The following is a 20,326-nucleotide window of genomic DNA, read 5'->3' as shown; positions in this document are numbered from 1 at the left end:
GATATTGGTATAATCTATCATTTTTTCGTAAAACCCGCGCAACGGAAGGGGGTCGTGGCATGAAGATCACGAAAAGGAAATGGGGAGAGCATCATCCGCCGCTTTACTTCTACCGGGATGAGGACTCCGGCAGGCTCCTGGCACAGAACGACAGAAAGCAGGATTATACCGATACCCTGTTTAATGATATTGCGCAGGATACATTTGAAAGATCGCTGAGAAACCGGCTTTTGAAAACACCCGAAAAGGGAGACAAAAGATTCTACAGCAACGAGATCGTCAAGCTGGTGGAGAAACTGTGCCAGGGTGCGGATGTGGCGGAGATCATGAAAAGCATGGAGAGGAACGAAAAGCTGCGCCCCAAGAATGAAAAAGAGATTAAAAATCTGAAAAAGCAATTGGACGGTACCCTTTCCGAATACGGTAAAAGGTATACCGCCCCAGAAGGCGCCATGACCCTCAACGATGCCTTGTTTTACCTGGTAGAAGGAAACCCTTTAAAGCAGGCCATGGCCAAAGCTGAACTGGGCAAAATCCGGGAGGCATTAATAAAGGAAAAGGAAAACCGCATCAACCGCGTCCGGTATTCCATCAAGAACAATAAAATACCGCTGAGAATCCAAGAGGATGGCGGCATTACACCCAATAATGACCGTGCGGCCTGGCTGCTGGGGCTCATGAAGCCGGCGGACCCGGCAAAAGGAATAACCGACTGCTACCCGCTCTTAGGCGAGTTGGAAGAAGTATTCGACTTTGACAAGCTGTCCAAAACGCTGCACGAAAAGATAAGCCGTTGCCAAGGCCGACCCCGTTCCATAGCCATGGCGGTCGATGAGGCCCTGAAGCAATATCTCCGGGAGCTTTGGGAGAAGTCTCCCTCGCGACAGCAGGATCTGAAGTATTACTTTCAGGCCGTACAGGAGTACTTTAAGGACAATTTTCCCATCCGGACAAAACGGATGGGCGCCCGCCTGCGGCAGGAATTGCTCAAGGATAAGACGTCCCTTTCCCGTCTGCTGGAACCCAAGCATATGGCTAATGCCGTTCGCCGCAGGCTGATCAACCAGAGTACCCAGATGCACATCCTTTATGGAAAGCTTTATGCATATTGCTGCGGGGAAGACGGCAGGCTTTTGGTAAACAGCGAGACGCTGCAAAGGATACAGGTCCATGAAGCGGTAAAAAAGCAGGCCATGACGGCCGTGCTGTGGTCCATATCCCGTCTGCGCTATTTTTACCAGTTTGAAGACGGCGATATCTTGAGCAATAAAAACCCGATTAAAGATTTCAGAGATAAATTTCTCAGAGACACGAATAAATATACCCATGAAGATGTTGAGGCCTGCAAGGAAAAACTGCAGGACTTCTTCCCGCTGAAAGAATTGCAGGAAAAGATTAAGGAGGATGCAAAAGGATTACAGGAAACAGACAATAAGCAGGCTGATACAACGGATTTCAAAGCGATCGGGCACATCGTCAGGGATGATCGGAAGCTCTGCAACCAGTTGCTGGCGGAGTGCGTTTCCTGCATCGGGGAGCTGAGACATCATATCTTTCATTATAAAAATGTGACCTTGATACAGGCGCTCAAAAGGATCGCCGATAAAGTGAAACCGGAGGATTTGTCTGTGCTCCGGGCCATTTACCTGTTGGACAGGAGAAACCTCAAAAAGGCGTTTGCCAAAAGAATCAGCAGCATGAACCTTCCGCTGTATTACAGGGAGGATCTATTATCCCGCATTTTCAAAAAAGAAGGGACGGCGTTTTTCCTGTACAGCGCCAAGATCCAGATGACACCGTCCTTTCAGAGGGTCTATGAGCGTGGTAAAAATCTGCGCCGGGAGTTCGAGTGCGAACGCATGAAAGCCGAGGCATCCAACGGACAGAACGGGCAGGATGGCGACCGGCTGAAATGGTTCCGACAGCTTGCGGCTGGGGATAGCGCCGATACCCATTTCAACTGGGCTGTGGAGGCCTATGCGGAATCGGCAGCCGATGTGGAAAACAACGTTGAATTCGATACCGATGTGGATGCCCAGCGTGCCCTGCGGAACCTTCTGCTGCTGATATATAGGCACCATTTCCTGCCGGAGGTGCAGAAGGATGAAACCCTGGTGACCGGCAAGATCCATAAGGTTTTGGAAAGAAACAGGCAGCTGTCTGAAGGCCAAGGGCCAAATCAAGGTAAGGCCCATGGATACAGCGTTATAGAAGAGCTGTATCATGAAGGCATGCCGCTTTCCGATCTCATGAAGCAATTGCAGCGGAGGATCTCCGAAACCGAAAGGGAGAGCCGGGAACTGGCACAGGAAAAAACGGATTATGCCCAGCGCTTTATCCTCGATATCTTTGCCGAGGCCTTTAACGATTTCCTGGAGGCGCACTATGGCGAAGAATACCTTGAGATCATGAGCCCCAGGAAAGATGCCGAAGCGGCGAAGAAATGGGTAAAAGAAAGCAAAACGGTGGATTTGAAAACATCTATAGACGAAAAAGAACCGGAAGGGCATCTCCTGGTGCTCTATCCCGTCCTGCGCCTGCTGGACGAAAGGGAACTGGGAGAGCTTCAGCAGCAGATGATCCGTTATCGGACATCCCTGGCCAGTTGGCAGGGTGAGAGCAATTTCAGTGAAGAAATAAGGATAGCCGGGCAGATTGAGGAATTGACCGAACTGGTCAAGCTGACGGAACCGGAGCCCCAGTTTGCGGAGGAAGTATGGGGGAAACGGGCTAAAGAAGCGTTTGAAGACTTTATTGAAGGAAACATGAAAAATTATGAGGCTTTTTATCTTCAGAGCGACAACAACACGCCGGTATATCGGAGGAACATGAGCCGGTTGCTGCGCTCGGGGCTTATGGGAGTGTACCAAAAGGTGCTTGCCAGCCACAAGCAGGCGCTCAAAAGAGATTACTTGCTCTGGTCGGAAAAACATTGGAACGTGAAGGATGAGAATGGAGCGGATATCTCTTCCGCTGAACAGGCCCAATGCCTTTTGCAGCGGCTCCATAGGAAGTACGCCGAATCCCCGTCCCGATTTACGGAGGAGGACTGCAAACTGTATGAGAAGGTTCTCCGGCGGCTTGAGGACTATAACCAGGCCGTGAAAAACCTGTCCTTCAGTTCATTGTATGAAATATGCGTCCTCAATCTTGAAATCCTCTCCCGATGGGTGGGGTTTGTCCAGGACTGGGAGCGGGATATGTACTTCCTCCTTTTGGCGTGGGTCAGACAGGGCAAACTGGACGGGATAAAGGAGGAAGATGTCAGAGATATCTTCTCTGAAGGCAACATTATTCGCAATCTGGTGGATACGCTGAAAGGCGAAAACATGAATGCCTTTGAAAGCGTTTATTTCCCTGAGAATAAGGGGTCTAAGTATTTAGGTGTGCGGAATGATGTTGCCCATCTGGATCTGATGCGGAAAAACGGATGGCGGTTGGAGGCTGGCAAAACCTGCAGCGTGATGGAAGATTACATCAACCGTTTGAGGTTTCTCCTGTCCTATGACCAGAAACGCATGAACGCCGTCACCAAGACCTTGCAGCAGATATTTGATAGGCATAAAGTCAAAATCCGGTTCACCGTGGAGAAAGGAGGAATGCTGAAGATAGAGGATGTGACTGCCGACAAGATCGTGCATCTGAAAGGTTCCAGGTTGAGCGGCATTGAAATTCCAAGTCACGGGGAGAGGTTTATTGACACGTTGAAAGCGCTGATGGTATACCCGAGAGGATGAAAACACCTTTTTGTAGGGTGATTCGCACCTGGCATCCATAAAGGCTTTTAGCATTTTTCGGGGGAAAATGGGCATAGGTTTTTGGCAAAGATGAGAGGGATTCGCACTTTTGAGGCCTGTAACCCTTGTAGGAAAAGGGTTTCACAGAACAGCTGTCACAACTCCCATGTAGGCGGAGACTGCAACGTGAAGTGCTGGAAAGGATGCACAGGCATGCGGAGTCACAACTCCCATGTAGGCGGAGACTGCAACGAGGAAACCGACAAACAACTTATTGGCTTGATGAGTCACAACTCCCATGTAGGCGGAGACTGCAACTTTTCAAGTTTTAAAATTGCCACCAGTTGGTCAAGTCACAACTCCCATGTAGGCGGAGACTGCAACCTGGGCGTGCTTGGTGACTTCTTCGACCGTCATAAAGTCACAACTCCCATGTAGGCGGAGACTGCAACGACCTCGACCCTGGGGTTCTGCTTGTCGACACGGGTCACAACTCCCATGTAGGCGGAGACTGCAACTATTACCACTCAGGGTAATGTCCGCGAGGGTGTGTCACAACTCCCATGTAGGCGGAGACTGCAACTGTCGTCAGCAAAATCAATCTTTTCAACAACGACGTCACAACTCCCATGTAGGCGGAGACTGCAACGTTTGTAGATTGTGATATATGGACTGTTAGCATGGTCACAACTCCCATGTAGGCGGAGACTGCAACATAATTACAGAGCTGCATTAGCGATACTGAAAAAGTCACAACTCCCATGTAGGCGGAGACTGCAACGTAGAGATAGATCGTGATAACAACCGTGGCAGAAAGTCACAACTCCCATGTAGGCGGAGACTGCAACTTCTACAAAACGCTGATAGGCTATTTCACCATCAGGGTCACAACTCCCATGTAGGCGGAGACTGCAACTCGGATTTGGGGCTCTTGCGAAACACGCCGGCCACGTCACAACTCCCATGTAGGCGGAGACCCGGTTCACGCAGGTTGGACCCAGGACTCCGGCTTGCCTTTCTGGAACGTGCGAAACGGGAAAAAGTCATAAAAAACCGTCGGTGAAGTGTTCCGCCGGTTTTGCTAGCAGGATGACATATGAATCGGGGAAATACGGACATTTCAAAGCGGCGATGGAATATCGGCCCATCGCCTTTTTTGAAGCATTTCTGCTGGCTTCCGCTTAATGATAAATCCCGATCAGGACGATATATAAATAGAGCAAGCGCGTTGTTTTCAGGCTGCAGAGGATTCTCTGCGCAGGAAGATGGCGGTTGTATCCGAGTAATCGGCCCTACGTGTCATAAGACGGGGTGTTGATCATGAAGCGCGAACGGATCATCAAACTCCTGCTTGTGGGAGTCATCCTATTCTTTGTCGTAAGGTTTGGCATTATACCCATGCTTTCGGGAAGTGCCTTCAAGGAGTACCTGGGCAGGATAACCGCTGATAAATACAATTTTTCCGAAAACGAGTATGCCGTTATTGTGGTGGGCTCTGAGCCGGAAGGCATTGCTGCGGCTGTGTCCAGTGCCAGAACCGGCCTGAAGACGTTGCTCATAACCGAAGATTCCGATCTGGGAAGCTATATCAAACGCAGCATGATCGCTGAGATCAAGCCGGATGAGGGCATAATAGGCGGCAAAAAGGAAAACCTCAACAGGGGTTTTTACAAGGAACTCTTTGGAAGCCTGAGGCTGGGATTTACCGCTGAGGATTATCTGTCGTCCGTTGAAAACCTGACCAAACAGATAAAGAATCTGGCGATTCTGTATAACTGCAGGCTGACCGACGTGGTGCTGGAAGGCAGTCTCCTTAGGCACATAAGGGTGAATGTGGATGGCCAGGAAAGGGTTCTGTCGGCTGCTGCTTATGTGGATGCCACCCAGTTCGGCGATCTTCTGGACCTTTGCCAGGTGCCCTATACGACTGGCTCGGCGGATCTCAACCTTCCGGATACCTACATGCCCCTGGCATTCAATTTCATGGTCTCGGGCGTCAAATGGGACGACATGAGGCAGATACAGAAAACTTCCGATTTCATCCACCAGTTCAGACAGGTCCTGATGGCCTATCAGCCTTTTTATAAAAGAACCAAGATCGAAAGCCCCACATTTATTGAACAATCCGAGGATAAGCTCATCATCAGCGCCATCAGGCAGTGGGGTGTGAATGTAAATGATCCCGAAGATGTGAAGCAGGCCTACGCGGATGCCATGGATGAAGCCATTCTGCTGACCGCCTATCTGAAAAACGTGCTGGTGCCTTTCGCGGAATGCACTTTCGAGGCGGCGGCCGATGAGCTTTTCATTCCGGAATACAGGCATTATGCCGGCCGGTATACCCTGACTGTGGCGGACATCCTGGAGAACCGGGATTTTGCCGACAAGATTGTGCTGGCTTCTGCGCCGGTTGACGCGGGCAAGTTTGTAGGCAACGGTTTAAGCTATATCATCACCGATCCCAATGTCTACGCCATTCCTTTAGGCTGTATCATTCCCGTCAACGTGGACAATGTGCTCATGCCGGGTGCAAAGGCCTCTTTTAAGTCCCTGGCAGCCACCAGCGCAGGCCATATTCCTATCCGGATCACCATGGGCGAGTCCGCCGGACTGACAGCGGCATGGAGCTTTCTCAACAACCGGACGCCGGCTGATATTCTCAGCATGACCGGGGAAGAGCTTGACACTTTCAAATCTTATCTCCAAAGAGGCGGGGTTTTTCTGAAGGATATATCCGAAAAGCTGATGGACGCTTCCACCGGCCAGCCCCTGGAAAACGCCTGGGCTTATCCCTATATCCGCGAGTTGGCCGAATACGGCCTGCTTGCCGGGGGCGAGGGGAATGATTTCAGGCTGGACAGCGAAAGCAGCTGCGATGTGATGTCGGTACTCCTGAAGAATGCCATTGTCAAAATTGCCCCGGACGCATACAACTTCAACGTGGCCGGCATGCTCGAGGCTTATGAGACCAGTGACAGGCTGACCGGCGAAAAAGCCGCTTCCATGATCCTGGATGCCCTCGGGGTCTCCTATACGCCCGGCGAAGCCTTCAACGTCTTATCAGGCCTGGAACTGTACCGGAAGGTTCCGGAAGGGAAGCTGACCCAAAACGGCGGCGTCACCATGGATGTGGTGTACTGCCTGGCGGTGGAAACCGCGCGCCTGATGAAATAGAAACAAAAGGGGCTGTCCCGGAACCATCGCCTGATTCTGAGACAGCCCTTTTTTGTTCTGTCTGTCAACCCACAAGGCAAATCGCTTTTGTCAGTCGTTGAGATAGAAGTAAATAACGGCGGTAAACTGGCTGTTATCAAACTTATATGCATTCACTGCTTCCTGGACAGCCAGGACGGTAATAACAGCCTTATATTCCCCGGGTCCCACTTTTTGACCAGCCTTATCGGTCATATCCCATTTATCCTGCCATGCCAGGAAACCTCCCGGTTGGATGGTTCTATTGATAATTGCCTGGGTGAAATATTTGCCGTCCGAGAATCTTACGAACTCGAACTGCTGCTCAGCTGGCGTTTACCGAACCGGATCGGAATCCGAAATAATCCTTTTAATCGTTGATTCCCAATCCGGGTTATTCACTTTCAAATGCCTGCCGCCAAACTGGTCAGCTATGGAGATGTATTGGTTTCCGATACAGTGGATGATCAGGACATGCTGATTATCCTTCCAGTCAATCCTGATGGTATAACGCTCAGTGTCGACAGGGTAGGTGACGAAAGGCGAAAAGGTTCTTGTAAAGGTTGATTTGAAAAGAAGCTCCTTAAGCCTGTCAACCTGTTCGGCTTGAAGTTGATACTCCTGCCCGGTCTCGTTTTCATAAGTTATTGTTACCAGGCACTCGGACGAAATATGGGATACGCCTTCAATCTCATTTCCTCTGACATTGAGCCAGGAAAAAACCGCTATGCCCAAAGCGATTAGGGCGGCAAAAACTACGGCCTTTCTGAACAAACCTTTACCCCTCATGTTATCTCCCATACAATGATTCATCATACGCTTAAGCCCCAGGCCTGAAACGGCTTGTTTACAACCCGAAGCGTTTTCTGATCGAAAGCATCATGAACCGCGGCAGATCCAGCATGCGTCGGAAACGCCTGGGCTCCTTGTAAAGCCTGAACAGCCATTCCAGGCCGGAACGACGCATGAATTCCGGCGCCAGGGACGCTGTGCCGGCCAGCACGTCGATGCTGCCGCCGATGCCCATGGCCACCTTGCAGTTAAGGCGTGAGGCGTTCCTGTGGATCCACTTCTCCTGCTTGGGGGCGCCTAAGCCCACCAGCAGGACCTCCGCTCCGCTGTCGTTGATCTTTTCGATGATGCCGTCCTCTTCCCCGGGCTGGAAGTAGCCGTGATGCCAGCCTTTGATCTCCGCTTTCGGATAATCGGAGATGATATTGATGGCGGCCTTCTCGGCCACCCCAGGTTTGGCCCCGAGGATGAAAAAGCTGGTTGGCCGGGTCCGGGTATTCTCCAGTATTCTTTTCACCAGGTCAATTCCGGAGACCTTTTCTTTCAGAGGCCTCCTCAGTATCCTGGAGGCCAGCACTACGCCTGCCCCGTCGGCAATAAGCAAATCCGCCTGGTTGAGAATATCCTTCAGTGCCGGATCCCTCTGGGCCTGCATCATGATCTCCGAGTTGGGCGTATAAATCTTTGCAATGCCTGGGCCGTCCAGCCTTTCTACCACAAATCCGAGTGCCTCGTCCATGGTCACATTGTCCATCATCACGCCATGGATATTTATTTTCTCCATAGGGTTTTCCACCTTTGACATCGACTCATATGTTCGGGTTTTCTGAACATACTATAGTGTAAGCCAAAAACAAACCTGCTGCAAGGCGTCATTTCCGCATCGGGCGGCGGAGCCGTACCGATGCCGCATCTTGCGTGCAAGCAAAACCCGGGGTGTTGGTATGAAGCTGTGCGTCATCGGCCTTGGCTATATCGGTCTTCCCACAGCGGCCATGTTCGCATCAAACGGACACTATGTGCTGGGGGTCGATGTCAATGAAAGGATTCTTGAGACCCTGGGCAGGGGAGAGGCTTTCTTCAGCGAGCCCGGGCTTGGGGAGGTGGTGCGTTGGACGGTTTCGGAAAGAAGGCTGATTCCCGGCAGGGAACCCTTACCCGCGGATGCGTACATAATCTGTGTGCCCACACCGGTCAACCCGGACCATTCGGCAGACCTGAGCTACATTGAGCGCGCCGTGCGTTCCATCCTGCCCGTTGTCAGGAAGGGGAACATGGTCATCCTGGAATCCACGTCCCCGCCGGGGACCACAAGGAACATGGTGTGCGGCATTTTGCGGGAATCGGGACTGGAGCCGGGAACGGATCTTTTTGTGGCCTACTGCCCGGAGCGGGTCCTGCCCGGCCGGATCCTCACCGAACTGGTGCACAACAGCCGGGTGATAGGCGGGATCAACACCGAATCCGCCGTGAGGGTCCGAAACCTGTACAGCTGTTTTGTACGGGGGGAGATGTACATAACCGATGCCACCACAGCCGAGATGTGCAAGCTTATGGAAAACACCTACCGCGATGTCAATATCGCGCTTGCCGCCGAATTGGCCATGATCTGCGAGGAACTGGGCATCAACGCCTGGGAGGTCATCCGGTATGCCAATAAACACCCCAGGGTCAACCTCCATTACCCTGGACCGGGCGTGGGCGGCCACTGCATTGCCGTGGATCCCTGGTTCATCGTCCAGCGTCTGCCGGAAACCGCCCGGATGATTGGCCTGGCCAGAAGGATCAACGATGCCATGCCCCGGTTCGTGCTGGAAAAGATCAGGACCCTTATGAAGGATATCGACGGCACGAAGCGCATCTGCGTGCTGGGTGTAACCTATAAGCCCGATGTGGATGATCTGCGGGAGAGCCCGGTCATCCGCCTGATTTCCCTGCTTAAGGCTGAGGGCGGCTATTCGGTTATCACCGTCGACAGGCATGCGGACTACGAAGGCTCCAGGGAAAGGGACTTATACGAGGCTGTCAGGGGCTGCCATCTGCTGCTCCTTGCCGTGAACCACCGGGAATTCAGGCAGGTGGATTTCAGGCGGATCAGGGAGAGCATGGCCTACCCTTGCGTGCTGGATACCAGGAACTTCTGGCCACCGGAGGAGGTGGAGGCCGCGGGCCTGCGCTATCATCTGCTGGGATGGGGGAGACACGCCGATGAAAAAAGTCCTGATGGTGGCGTACCAGTTCCCGCCGGCGGGGGGATCGGGGGTCCAGAGAAGCGCTAAGTTTGCCAAATACCTGCCCGCCTTTGGCTGGGAACCTGTTGTGCTGACCAGAAGCGATAAACGTATCGGATTGCGGGATGACACCCTGCTCCAGGATCTTCCGGCCGATATGGAAATCATCCGGACACCTCCCAGGGATCTGACGGCCTTTCCCGGCATTTTGTCCAAGGTGGGCAAATTCATTGCCTGGAAGGTCCTGATCCCCGACGGCGAAATCCTCTGGATGAAGCGGGCCGTAAAGGAAGCCCTCGCAAGGATAGGGAGGGGGGATATCCATTGCCTCTATACCACCTCCTATCCCTATTCCGATCACCTGATGGGTCTCGGCATTAAGAGAATCTACCCTGAGCTGCCCTGGATAGCGGATTTCAGGGATGAATGGACCAACAACCCCTATCTCCTGGACAAGCCCCATCCGGCATGGCGGGCCAGGCGTGAAAGTCTGATGGAAAGAATGGTCCTGGAAACGGCGGATATGCTGATAGCCAATACGCCGGTGATGAAGCGCAATTTTGAGAGCCGGCATCCGGATCTGAAGCTGGACCGGCGCATGTGGGTCATCCCCAACGGCTTTGACGAGGAGGATTTTGAGCAAAGCGGCGCGGAAAGCCCGGACAACCGTTTCACAGTAACCTATACCGGTTCCCTGTACGGGAGGAGAACGCCTGACGGCTTCCTGGAAGCGGCTGGCCGCCTTGTCAAAACCGGGCGTATCCCCAGGGAGCGCCTGCGCATCCGGTTCATCGGCAACATCAAGGATCAGTCCGTCATCCAGGCGGCAGCCCGAAACGGCCTGGAAGGGGTTGTGGAGGTTCTTCCCTATATGACCCACCGGGACTGTATCGGCAACATGCTGCGATCCCATGTCCTGCTCCTGTTGGAAGGCGGCAGGGGTTCCGAGTGTTTTTACACGGGAAAGCTGTTTGAATATATCCGGACCAACCGGCCCATACTGGCTCTGGTGCCTGAAAAGGGGGCGGCGGCAGAACTTATCCAAAAGACCCGGACCGGCATCGTCTGTGACTGGTCCAATCCAAGAGCCATTGAACAGGGGCTGGCCGAACTGTATGACAGATGGCGTGAGGACCGCCTCAGGCTTGATCCCGACCATGAGGTGATCCGGCAGTACAGCCGAAGGGCACTAACCGAAAAGCTTGCCGGGATCATGGACGGGATGGCTGGAATGAAGCTGCCGTAACAGGCGGCATCTAAGACGCATATATTTCATATCCGGTATTGCTTACCCAATTAATTTGAACTTGCGGGAGGTTTCAATGAAACTGATAGACGAGAGAGGACGCTTGTTTGGTTTGATTAACCTGTTTGACCTGCTGGCGCTCACGGCGCTGGTCATCCTGCTGGTTGCGGCGGGCATGCGGATCGTGGCCAAGAGCAACGAGAAACAGGCCAAAGCCCAGACCAAGACCTGGATAGCCACCATCAAATGCTCCTCTGTACCCGATAACTTCATGGAGAGCATCATGATGGACAACCGGCTGTATTACGAGACCGATGGTTTCGTCAATGCCCGGGTTATCGAAATCAAGGAAGAGGAAGCCCAGGTCATGAGCGTAACCCCGGTTGACGGCACAGCCGTGGTCTATGATCCGAACCTGAAGGATGTGTATGTGCAGATCGAGATCCAGGACGATCCCAGGGATGAGGGCGTCAAGGTGGGCCGATACGCGGTCTGCGTGGGGGGAAGCTTCACCCTTAAAACCCCTTATGCCTATTCCACCAACGGATTGGTATTGGACCTGAAGGAGAAAAAGTGAGGGAGGCCTGGCCATGGAGCGTGCGGTGGTGTGGCTGAAGGAAAGCCTGGTTTACCGCCTGATGAGATCTTGCAGGACCATATGGGAAAACAGCCTGACCCGCCGGATGTTGATGGGCCTTGGTGCCGTCGTTTCACACAGCCGCACGGCCAGATGGCTGTCCCGCTATTTTCACAGGCGATTCCGGCCGAAACAGATTTATGCCTGCAGGTTGCTTCGGAGTTTGCATGCAAGCCTTCTGCCCTTCCGGCTTAAGGCGGCGGATGTTATCCGGGAAAGCCTCGTCTGGAGAATGGCAAGCGGATCCCGGTTCTTAAGGATGTTGTCCCGCCGTCTGATACCGGCTTCGGTGTTTTTTGTCTTCATTGACGAGTTGGGAAGGAGCTTTTTCGGTGCAAGCCTTTTTGGGGTTTGGGACGAGGTGTATCTTCTGGCCTGTGTGGCTTTCCTGGTTATATCCGGGATCATGGGCAGGGCCGGCATGCCCGTGACGTCCACGCCCCTGGACATCCCGCTGTTCTTCCTGATCGCCGTGTCCTTTTATCTATACCTGAATCATTCCCCATATCCCCATGTGGGCTTTGAAGGCATGCGCGGCACTGTGCAGTTTATTTTCTGGTACTATGTTTTCAGCCGGTACCTGGATTCGGACAGGAAAGCGAACCGGATGACATGCGGCCTGATTTGGGCAGGCGGCATTCTGGGCATTCACGGTATCCTGCAATATATTGCAGGCGTTGAAACCCCTTCCAACTGGGTTGATGCGGCCGAGGGAACCCGTGCAATTCGCGTCTTTTCGGTGGTGGGAAGTCCCAATATCCTGGGAAGCCTGATGGTCCTTTTCATACCCATCGCCCTTGCCTGGTCGCTCCGGGAGCGGACAAACAGATACCGCCGCGTTTTCTGCCTGGTCATGCTGGCTGCCATGGGCATCTGCCTGATCCTGACCCTGTCCAGGGGCGCCTGGCTCGGGATGGCCGTTGCGCTGCTCGTCTTCTGCCTGGCATGGAATCCCGGATGGCTTGCGGCGGCACTGCCGGCGGGAGCTGTTGTCCTGCTGATTCCGTCCGTGTATAGCCGCATCAGCTACCTGCTTTCGCCCCGGTATATCATGAGCAGCCTTACCGGAGGCCGGCTTTTACGCTACAAGACCGGCTGGGAGATGTTCATGGCAAACTTCTGGACCGGTGTGGGACAGGGGCATTTCGGAGGGGCTGTGGCCATGAACCACAGGGATCTTTTCCCCAACACCTTCTACATGGACAGCTATTGGCTCAAGACAGCCGTGGAGATGGGTATGGCGGGCCTTATCGCCTGGTTCATCGTCCTTTCAGCACTCTTTGTCTGGTCGGTGCGCGCGATCAGGACCACGCTGGATCCCGACAGGAGGCTGGTCATCATCGGCGGATTTGCCGGGATGATGGGCATACTGGTCCACAACCTGTTTGAAAACGTTTTTGAAGTGCCTTACATGGTCGTCTATTTCTGGATGGTGGCAGCCATCGTCTTCTACCAATATGACAGGGGGCAGTTCCGGGTAATAAAACGGTATAACCTGCCATTATGAATCGTTCAGCAGGCTCAGCGCCACGTCAACATTCCGGTTGGCCAGTTCCACCAGGCGTTCCCTGGCCCTGCCCAGCTTTTCGCGCATGGCTTCGCGGTTGTTCCAGAGCTCCTCCAGGACCCTGCAGACCTGAGGAAAATCCATATTAAGCGGGGATCCGGCGGATGGCTGGGATACCTCTTTCAGGAAGGCATCCACCTTGGGTTCATACACCAGTCCCAATACAGGGACCATCTGGTTGGATGCATAGATGAGGGAATGAAGGCGCATGCCGATCATCAGCGTCAGCCTTTGGGTAAAGCCCAGCAGTTCCTCCGGCTGGTAGATGTTGCGGATCAGCCAGGCCTTGTGCTTCATCTTTTTGATAATGGACTCGCAGACATTCACGTCCGAAGGATGCTGCATGGGGATAAAGACCGGGTGGGCGTCAAAGCGCTCCACGCAATAATCGCCGAGGGCGGCTATCTTGTCCAGGTAGGACATGTCAGCCCATTTGCGCACCGAGATGCCGATGAGGGGCTTGTCCGTGGGTATGCCCTCGGAGGCCATGATCGTGTCCACTTTATCGGAAGGAACCGGGTTCAGCAGGATGGCCGGATCCGATGTAATGTGTATGATGGGTTTGGTGACTCCCATTCTTTTGAGTTCTTCATAGGAGACCGGTTCACGCAGGGTGATGGCATCCAGGCAATTCAGGACTTTTGCTGCGCTGCGCCAGTTGACCTTGCGGTTGATGGGGCCGATGCCGTTGGCAAAGAGCATGGTCTTTGTCCTGTACCGCTTGGCCAGCCGCAGCATGCACAGGTAATACAGGATGGAGCGTGTGCTGGTGTTGTCCTGGATGAGGTTGCCGCCTCCTGCCAGGAACAGCCGGGTCTGCTTCATGACCCTCAGCACATGGTAAAGGCTGAAGCGGTTGACGGCGTTGACCTCCGTGTTACGCATGGTCTCTCCGGGCTTTCTGGAGAAGACTACCATGGACAGATCCGGATTCCGCTCCAGCAGGGAATGGACGATGGATTTCAGGATGGCTTCGTCGCCGCTGTTTCTGTAACCGTAGTAGCCGAGTATGGCGATATCGTAGAGCTTCCCGTCCTTCCTGATGCGGCTTTCCATGCGGAGAATGCGGTTATAGATCTCCAACTGGGTTTTGCACATGTTCTCCAGGGAGAACTTTTTCTCCGCCTTTTCCTTCAGACGCCGCCCCATCTCGGCTCGCTTCGTCTCATCATTGGCCAGTTCAAGAAGATGCCCTGCCAGGGCTTTCCAGTCCCCGGGCTTTATCAGGTAGCCGTTGACACCGGACTCGATGAGATCGGCCAGGCCGCCCACCCGGGTGCTGACTGTCGCCCGGCAGCAGCGCGCGCCTTCCAGGATGACGAAGGGAAAGCTCTCGCTGATGGAGGTGAGCACATTGATGTCAATGATCTGGAAAAAGTCGTAGGGCTCATGAATCATGCCCGTAAAGCAGATTTTGTCCCTTACGCCCAGTTTTTCGGCCAGATGCTCAAGACGGGGCCTGAGTTCATCCCCGGGACCGGCGATGATGAAACGGACCTTCGGGTTGGTCCTGAATACCTCGGCCGCTGCCCGGATAAAGGTTTCATGATCCTTGACCGGATCCAGCCTGGCCATAATTCCGACCAGGATGGCATCCTCGGGGAAGGGAATACGATAGCGATCAAAAAACTCGCGCCGGGTGCAGGGCGGGATCTCGTTGTCAAAGGGGATACCGTTGTATACCGTAAAGACGTGCTGGGGGTTGAACCTGCGCGCGATCAGCATGTTCCGGTAGCTGTCGGAAACACCGATGTGGTAATCGATTTTTCGTAGGGAGATCATGTTGATCACGCCGAAGGAGAACTGTTTCAGCAGGTTGTTCATGTAATCCAGGCGATAGTCACTGTGAATGGTTGTGACTACCGGGATCCCGGTGATGCGCCTGATGATGGTGGCGATCATGTTGGCCTTGGCGCCGTGGGAATGGATGATATCGTACTTGTTTTCCCTCACGAGCTTTAAGGTTTTGCGGATATCGACCAGGATGTTTCCTGTACGGATAACGCGGGAATCGATGCCCATCCGCACCGCATCCTCATGGAAGGGTCCCTTTCTGTAACACACCAGGGTAACGTCGATATGCTTGCCCAGTTCCTTTATCAGTGAGAGGACGTGGCTCTTGGCACCGCCCACGTCGCCCCCGCCGATCAGGTGTATGATTTTCATCTGCCTTACCTCTTGCTTTGGTTTTCTCTGTGGTTTATACGGCATGCAGGGCCCTACAGCCCTACATCCTTCCATTCTCCGCGGTAGAGAATGCGCTGGGACTTGAATCCCACATCCCGTAAAAGTTCATAGGCTTCCTCAAAGGAGCAGTCGAGAGCATCGGGATGGTGAGCATCGGAGTTGACCATAACGGGGATGTCCATGTCCAGGCAGTATTCCAGGATCCACCTGCTGGGATAGGGGGTGGTCATATAGCCTCTTGAGATGCCCCCGGTATTGATCTCCAGGACGGCATGGGTCAAAGCGACGACCTCAAGGGTGTTGAGGACTTCTTCCCGGTACCATTCCTCATCCTCGTCAAAAAACCGCCCGCCCTGGTTGTTCTTTCTGATCACATCCAGGTGGGCCACGATGTTGGGGGTCATCTTCATGAGCATTTCCCTGACCAGGCCGTAGTAGCCCGCAACCAGGCGCCTGATATCGCCCCCGAAATTGACCTCCAGGTTCTCCTCGAATTCCTGGCGGCTGCCGTCAAAGGCATAGTATTTGCCCGTTTCGGGATTCTGTATGAAATGGACGGCGCCTATGGTATAATCAATTCCTTTCTTGTTCCGCCAGTCCGTGCAGCCTTTGTAAAAGTCGGTTTCCAGGCCGGTGTAGATCTCAATCCTGTCCCCGTATTTGTCCCTGAGGGATTTGGTCAGGGCAATATATTCATCCCAGGCCTCCTGCTTCATGTTCCATTCGCTGTCAAACAATACGGGAGCATGGGCTGAAAATCCAAGGACAGAAAAACCCTTCTTCAGGGCGGACAGGACATAGTCCTCCAGGTCGCAAGCCCCGTCATCAAACCGGCTGTGGGTGTGAAACGTGCTTTTTAGCATGCTGTTTTATCATGCTCCTTTTTTCTGCTCATTTTTCCCGTTTTTATTGAGCACCTTGATCATGTCGCCGATGGATTTCAGGGACACAAGCTCCAGATGGCGCTTGATCTTCTTGGTGGTGGTCTTCTGGAACTCACCCTCCTTGATCTCAAAGTGCCTGATCTTTTTGTAGGAGGAAAGCTTCTTGTTGGCCTTCATGACCTCCTGCTTGATCAGCTTGTAAAGCTCCTCCTGGACCGGAACCTTTCCGAATTTCTCAACGATGACTTCCATGTTGGGAACGATTTTGGCGCAGACAATGGTGTCCTCGCTGCTGTCGTCATCCACGCCGTAAACAAGGGATTCCTTGATGTACTCGCTTTTGTTGAGATAGAGTTCCACGTCCTCCGGGAATATATTCTTGCCGTTTTTGGTGACAATAACATTCTTCTTGCGCCCGGCTATGTACAGGAATCCCTTTTTGTCAATATAGCCGTTATCCCCGGTGTAGAGCCAGCCGTCGCGCAAAACGGCCGCGGTGGCTTCCGGATTCTGATAATAGCCCAGCATGGTGATGGGGCCTTTTATCTTAATTTCTCCGATGCCATCGGGGCCGGGATTGTCTATGGCCACCTGGATCCCCGGCAGCGGCAGGCCGGCGGACCGATCGTTGTAATAGTCCAGGCGGTTGACCGATACGATGGGCGAGCATTCCGTCAGCCCATAACCCTGCATGATGTTGAAGCCCATGGCCCGCAAGGCTTTTGAAACCTTCGGATTCAACGCGGCGGCGCCGGAGATGATGAGCCTTAGGTTTCCACCCAGGTTGTCCATGACCTCGCGGAACAGCTGCCTGCGGACATCGATTCCGATCCTGAACAGAAGGCCGGAAACGAACAGGCCAAATTTCAGGGCCAGAAGGCGCTTTTCCTTCTGAGCCTTCTTGATCACCTTGGAATAGACATTTTCCAGGATTAACGGGACGCTCATCATCATGGTGGGTTTGTATTCCTGGAGATTCTTGGTGATGTGCCTCAAGCCCTCGCAGAAACAGATGGTGACGCCCAGGTAGACCATGGTCAGGAATCCGGCTGTGCATTCATAGGTATGGTGAAGGGGCAGAATCGACAGGATCAAATCGTTGTTGTCGGCATACAGGAGCTTGGATACCGCCATGATGTCGCTGGAAATGTTGCGGTGGGAGAGCATGACCCCTTTCGACTGGTCGGTGGTACCCGATGTGAAGATCAGCGCGCACATCACGTCCCGGTTGATTTCGGCATCGGTAAATTCAGTGTAACCCTTATCCAGAAGGGCCTTCCCCTTTGCGAGAAGCTGCGTGTAGGACAGGACGCCCTTGTCGTTTTCATCGTAATCAAAGCAAATGATGTGCTTTAATTTTTTCAGGCTTTTCTGTTTGCTGACCAGGACCGGCGCATAGCTTGCGGAACACAGGACCGCGCTGGCCTCGCTTCTCTCAAGCAGGGATTCCAGTTCGGCCTCGGGGAGCTCCTTGTCGAGCGGAACCACCACACCGGTTCCGTTCACGACAGCCAGGTAGGATACGCACCATTCATAGCGGTTTTCACTGATAATGGCGATTTTGGTATCCTTGAGTCCCAGATGGCATAATGCCGATCCCAGGCAGTTGATGTCCTGCCTGAACTGTCTGAAGGTTACGTTCCGGATGTTTCCGGATGGGGTCTTTACAAGAAAGGCATCCAAATCGCCGTAGATGTCTGCGCTTTTCTGCACAAGATCCTTCAAATCCGTGATATGCCTTACGTCATAGAATTTAAGCTGTTTCATGCGCATACCCTGCCCTTTCTGTCCGGACGCATCCGCCGGATATGATAATGCCGGTTTGATGAAGGAAATATTTCAATAATAATCCTATTATACTTTAAACAAAACATGCTGACAATAAAGTAAAGGCCCTCATGGGAGACGGATCGACAAAGTACCTGATTATTCTGCGCTTGAACCCTGTCTGCGTGGAAAGATATTTTTGCTAAATTGTTGAAAGGCCTGTGTTGGCTATGGTATCATGGAGTTTAGATATGAATAATCATGTCGAAAAGAGGAGAATCCAATGAGTAGCGTGATAAAAATAAATGCGTGCGTTTATTCACGCAAGGGCTACGGAAGAGAAAGCAACACCAATTCCTTCTACATGAACGGCAAGTTCACGTCCGAGCAGCACATCGACAACGTCCAGGCCTCCATGGAGAACCGTGGCACCGAATACCTTTTTTCGATAGCCGATAACATGAATGGTGCCGATGAGGACAACGATACGCAGATCGCGATCATTGATGAACTCCGCAGGTATCATGAAAAAATAACCGTTAATGGTGGCGACCTCAAGTTCAAGGTCAAGGAACTGGAAGCCCAGATAACGGATATCAGCCGCCTACTCACCTCTTTTCTGGAAATGAACAGGGTGCCTGCCGAAGACCCGAGATGGGGCATCGGTTTTGGCAGCCTTCTTGTTTCTGACGGTCAATTCGTCGCCGCAACCGCCGGGAACTGCAAGGTTTTCATGATGCGCGACGGGATGTTCAGGCCCCTGGCGGGCGAAACCTCAAGAGCCAAACGGATGCTGGATGCGCTGATCCAGCCGGGGGAAAGCGTGGAGGATGAGGAAATCACCCTTCCCGACGAGAATCCCGAAAGTCCGGTGGTAATTTCAGATATCTATGAAGTCACGGAGGGCGACTGTTTTCTCCTTTGCAGCGATGGTCTGGTGAAAGCCCTTGGGGAGGAAAAGATTGAGGATATCCTGTCCCTAAGAAGCGACAGCACCTATATCGCCTACAAACTGGTGGATGAAGCCATGAAGCGTACCACTTTCGGCGATTTGACAGCCATGGTGGTACAGGTGGAGCGTCGTTATGAAGGGACAGCTATAGCCAGGAAGACCACGACCAGAACCAGCCAGGTCAAAAACAGGGTTGAGCGTCTGAACAGGGCTCCCGCGGTAACCTACAAGTACAACCGCAAGCGGGGCGGCAGGTATCAGGGCGCATTGTATGGCGTCCTTCTGGTGGTTACCGTGCTGATTCTCTTCGGCATCATCGGTATCATGATTAAGTCCATGATCGATCCGGGCAAGGAACCTGCCAGAAGTCCTTCGGCATCGGCTACAGCCACGCCCACTCCCACGCCATCAGCCACTCCGGATCTGAGCACACCCGATCCGGCTGATGAGCCGACTTTCGGAGAAACACCCACACCGACGCCCGAGTTTGAAATCAAGATCCACAAGGTAGCCGCGGGCGATACCATCAGCAAGATTGCTCAAACCTATTACGGTTCGACGCAGTATGGCCCGAAACTCTGCGAATATAACGGGATTACGGATCCCAACAAGATCATGATTGGTCAGGAAATCAAGATTCCTCCGAAAGAATTGCTGCCATAAGGCCTAATCAAAAGGCTGGCTCTTTGTGAGCCAGCCTTCATTTTTGTGGTTCTATAATAAATGTTGGGGTGCCGAGGGACAGAAACTTCGGAACTCCAACATTTTTTGCAAATAAAGAGAGCATGGAGTGAAATCTCTAGTAAAATGTAGTTACTCACACCATCATTTTAAAGGAGAATCAACCATGCTCTACAAAGATTATACGCGAGAATTTATTGGATTTGAAGATGTAACCGTTACCTTCGCAGAAAGAAAGGACAATCAGTTCCACATTTATATGAGAATGAAGCGAAAAGCCCATGAGTGTCCCCGCTGTGGTCGGACTACGGACAAGATTCACGATTACAGAGAACAACAAATTAAGGATATATCTTCGTTTGGAAGCTATACTTTCATACATCTGCGGAAACGACGCTATGTATGTCCTTCATGCAATAAAAGGTTTTATGAAGAGGTACCTTTCCTGCCAAG

Annotated in this window: 13 protein-coding genes, 1 pseudogene and 1 CRISPR repeat array; of the genes and pseudogenes, 8 read left to right on the top strand and 6 right to left on the bottom strand. The window is 52.8% G+C overall.

The features are described from left to right. The first annotated feature begins 59 nt into the window (after positions 1-59). Together cas13a and F3H12_RS07475 are read left to right on the top strand one after the other, a co-directional pair. The gene (gene cas13a / locus F3H12_RS07480; protein ID WP_149678719.1) at positions 60-3,737 is read left to right on the top strand and encodes a type VI-A CRISPR-associated RNA-guided ribonuclease Cas13a; all 3,678 of its coding nucleotides are present in this window, start codon (positions 60-62) and stop codon (positions 3,735-3,737) included. 154 nt (positions 3,738-3,891) lie between these two features. Further along, positions 3,892-4,720: a CRISPR direct-repeat array (repeat unit 32 nt; unit sequence GTCACAACTCCCATGTAGGCGGAGACTGCAAC). Positions 4,721-5,057: 337 nt separating this feature from the next. Next, positions 5,058-6,911 (top strand): FAD-dependent oxidoreductase, encoded by a 1,854-nt coding sequence (locus F3H12_RS07475; protein ID WP_149678718.1) that lies wholly within the window; start codon positions 5,058-5,060, stop codon positions 6,909-6,911. Positions 6,912-7,001: 90 nt separating this feature from the next. Here F3H12_RS07475 and F3H12_RS13235 read toward each other — a convergent pair. The 3 genes and pseudogenes from F3H12_RS13235 to F3H12_RS07460 all read right to left on the bottom strand — a co-directional run. Beyond that, positions 7,002-7,241, bottom strand: a pseudogene (locus tag F3H12_RS13235) (BsuPI-related putative proteinase inhibitor); the annotation flags it as partial. Positions 7,242-7,265: 24 nt separating this feature from the next. After that, positions 7,266-7,718, bottom strand: coding sequence for a hypothetical protein (locus F3H12_RS07465; RefSeq protein WP_149678716.1), 453 nt, complete (start codon positions 7,716-7,718; stop codon positions 7,266-7,268). A 58-nt stretch (positions 7,719-7,776) separates the two neighbouring features. Continuing rightward, complete coding sequence (locus tag F3H12_RS07460; protein WP_149678715.1) at positions 7,777-8,505, bottom strand: WecB/TagA/CpsF family glycosyltransferase; 729 nt, start codon at positions 8,503-8,505, stop codon at positions 7,777-7,779. A 160-nt stretch (positions 8,506-8,665) separates the two neighbouring features. On the opposite strand from F3H12_RS07460, the gene F3H12_RS07455 reads away from it, so the two are divergent. The 4 genes from F3H12_RS07455 to F3H12_RS07440 all read left to right on the top strand — a co-directional run bounded on the left by F3H12_RS07455 (position 8,666) and on the right by F3H12_RS07440 (position 13,342). Further along, positions 8,666-10,000 carry a nucleotide sugar dehydrogenase gene (locus F3H12_RS07455; RefSeq protein WP_149678714.1) on the top strand — a complete coding sequence of 445 codons (1,335 nt, stop codon included), beginning with the start codon at positions 8,666-8,668 and terminating at the stop codon, positions 9,998-10,000. Further along, positions 9,930-11,198 (top strand): glycosyltransferase, encoded by a 1,269-nt coding sequence (locus F3H12_RS07450; RefSeq protein ID WP_149678713.1) that lies wholly within the window; start codon positions 9,930-9,932, stop codon positions 11,196-11,198. The genes F3H12_RS07455 and F3H12_RS07450 overlap by 71 nt, the downstream gene beginning before the upstream one ends. Positions 11,199-11,274: 76 nt before the next feature. Next, on the top strand, positions 11,275-11,775 hold the full coding sequence (locus F3H12_RS07445; RefSeq protein ID WP_149678712.1) for a DUF4330 domain-containing protein: 501 nt from the start codon (positions 11,275-11,277) through the stop codon (positions 11,773-11,775). A 13-nt stretch (positions 11,776-11,788) separates the two neighbouring features. Next, a complete protein-coding gene (locus F3H12_RS07440; protein WP_149678711.1) occupies positions 11,789-13,342 on the top strand; it encodes an O-antigen ligase family protein in 1,554 nt (517 codons plus the stop codon). Here the strand turns inward: F3H12_RS07440 and csaB are convergent. From csaB to F3H12_RS07425, 3 genes are read right to left on the bottom strand one after another with little or no spacing between them, the layout of a single operon-like run. Beyond that, positions 13,337-15,568: a polysaccharide pyruvyl transferase CsaB gene (csaB, locus tag F3H12_RS07435; protein WP_188118425.1), complete on the bottom strand. Its 2,232-nt coding sequence runs from the start codon at positions 15,566-15,568 to the stop codon at positions 13,337-13,339. The genes F3H12_RS07440 and csaB overlap by 6 nt on opposite strands. Before the next feature lie 53 nt (positions 15,569-15,621). Further along, complete coding sequence (locus F3H12_RS07430) at positions 15,622-16,452, bottom strand: histidinol-phosphatase (protein ID WP_149678709.1); 831 nt, start codon at positions 16,450-16,452, stop codon at positions 15,622-15,624. 9 nt (positions 16,453-16,461) lie between these two features. Beyond that, entirely contained in the window at positions 16,462-18,240 is a 1,779-nt protein-coding gene (locus tag F3H12_RS07425; protein ID WP_149678708.1) for an AMP-dependent synthetase/ligase, read from the bottom strand. Positions 18,241-18,523: 283 nt separating this feature from the next. Between F3H12_RS07425 and F3H12_RS07420 the strand changes: the two genes are divergently transcribed. After that, positions 18,524-19,855, top strand: coding sequence for a LysM peptidoglycan-binding domain-containing protein (locus F3H12_RS07420; RefSeq protein WP_149678707.1), 1,332 nt, complete (start codon positions 18,524-18,526; stop codon positions 19,853-19,855). A gap of 184 nt (positions 19,856-20,039) precedes the next feature. Next, on the top strand, positions 20,040-20,326 hold a 287-nt coding region (locus F3H12_RS07415; RefSeq protein WP_149677676.1), incomplete at its 3' end, for a transposase family protein.

The sequence above is a fragment of the Thermoclostridium caenicola genome (assembly GCF_900142095.1).
GTDB lineage: Bacteria > Bacillota > Clostridia > DSM-8532 > DSM-8532 > Thermoclostridium_A > Thermoclostridium_A caenicola.
Note: the sequence above shows the minus strand (reverse complement) of the source record. Positions and strands in the feature narration are given on the sequence as shown.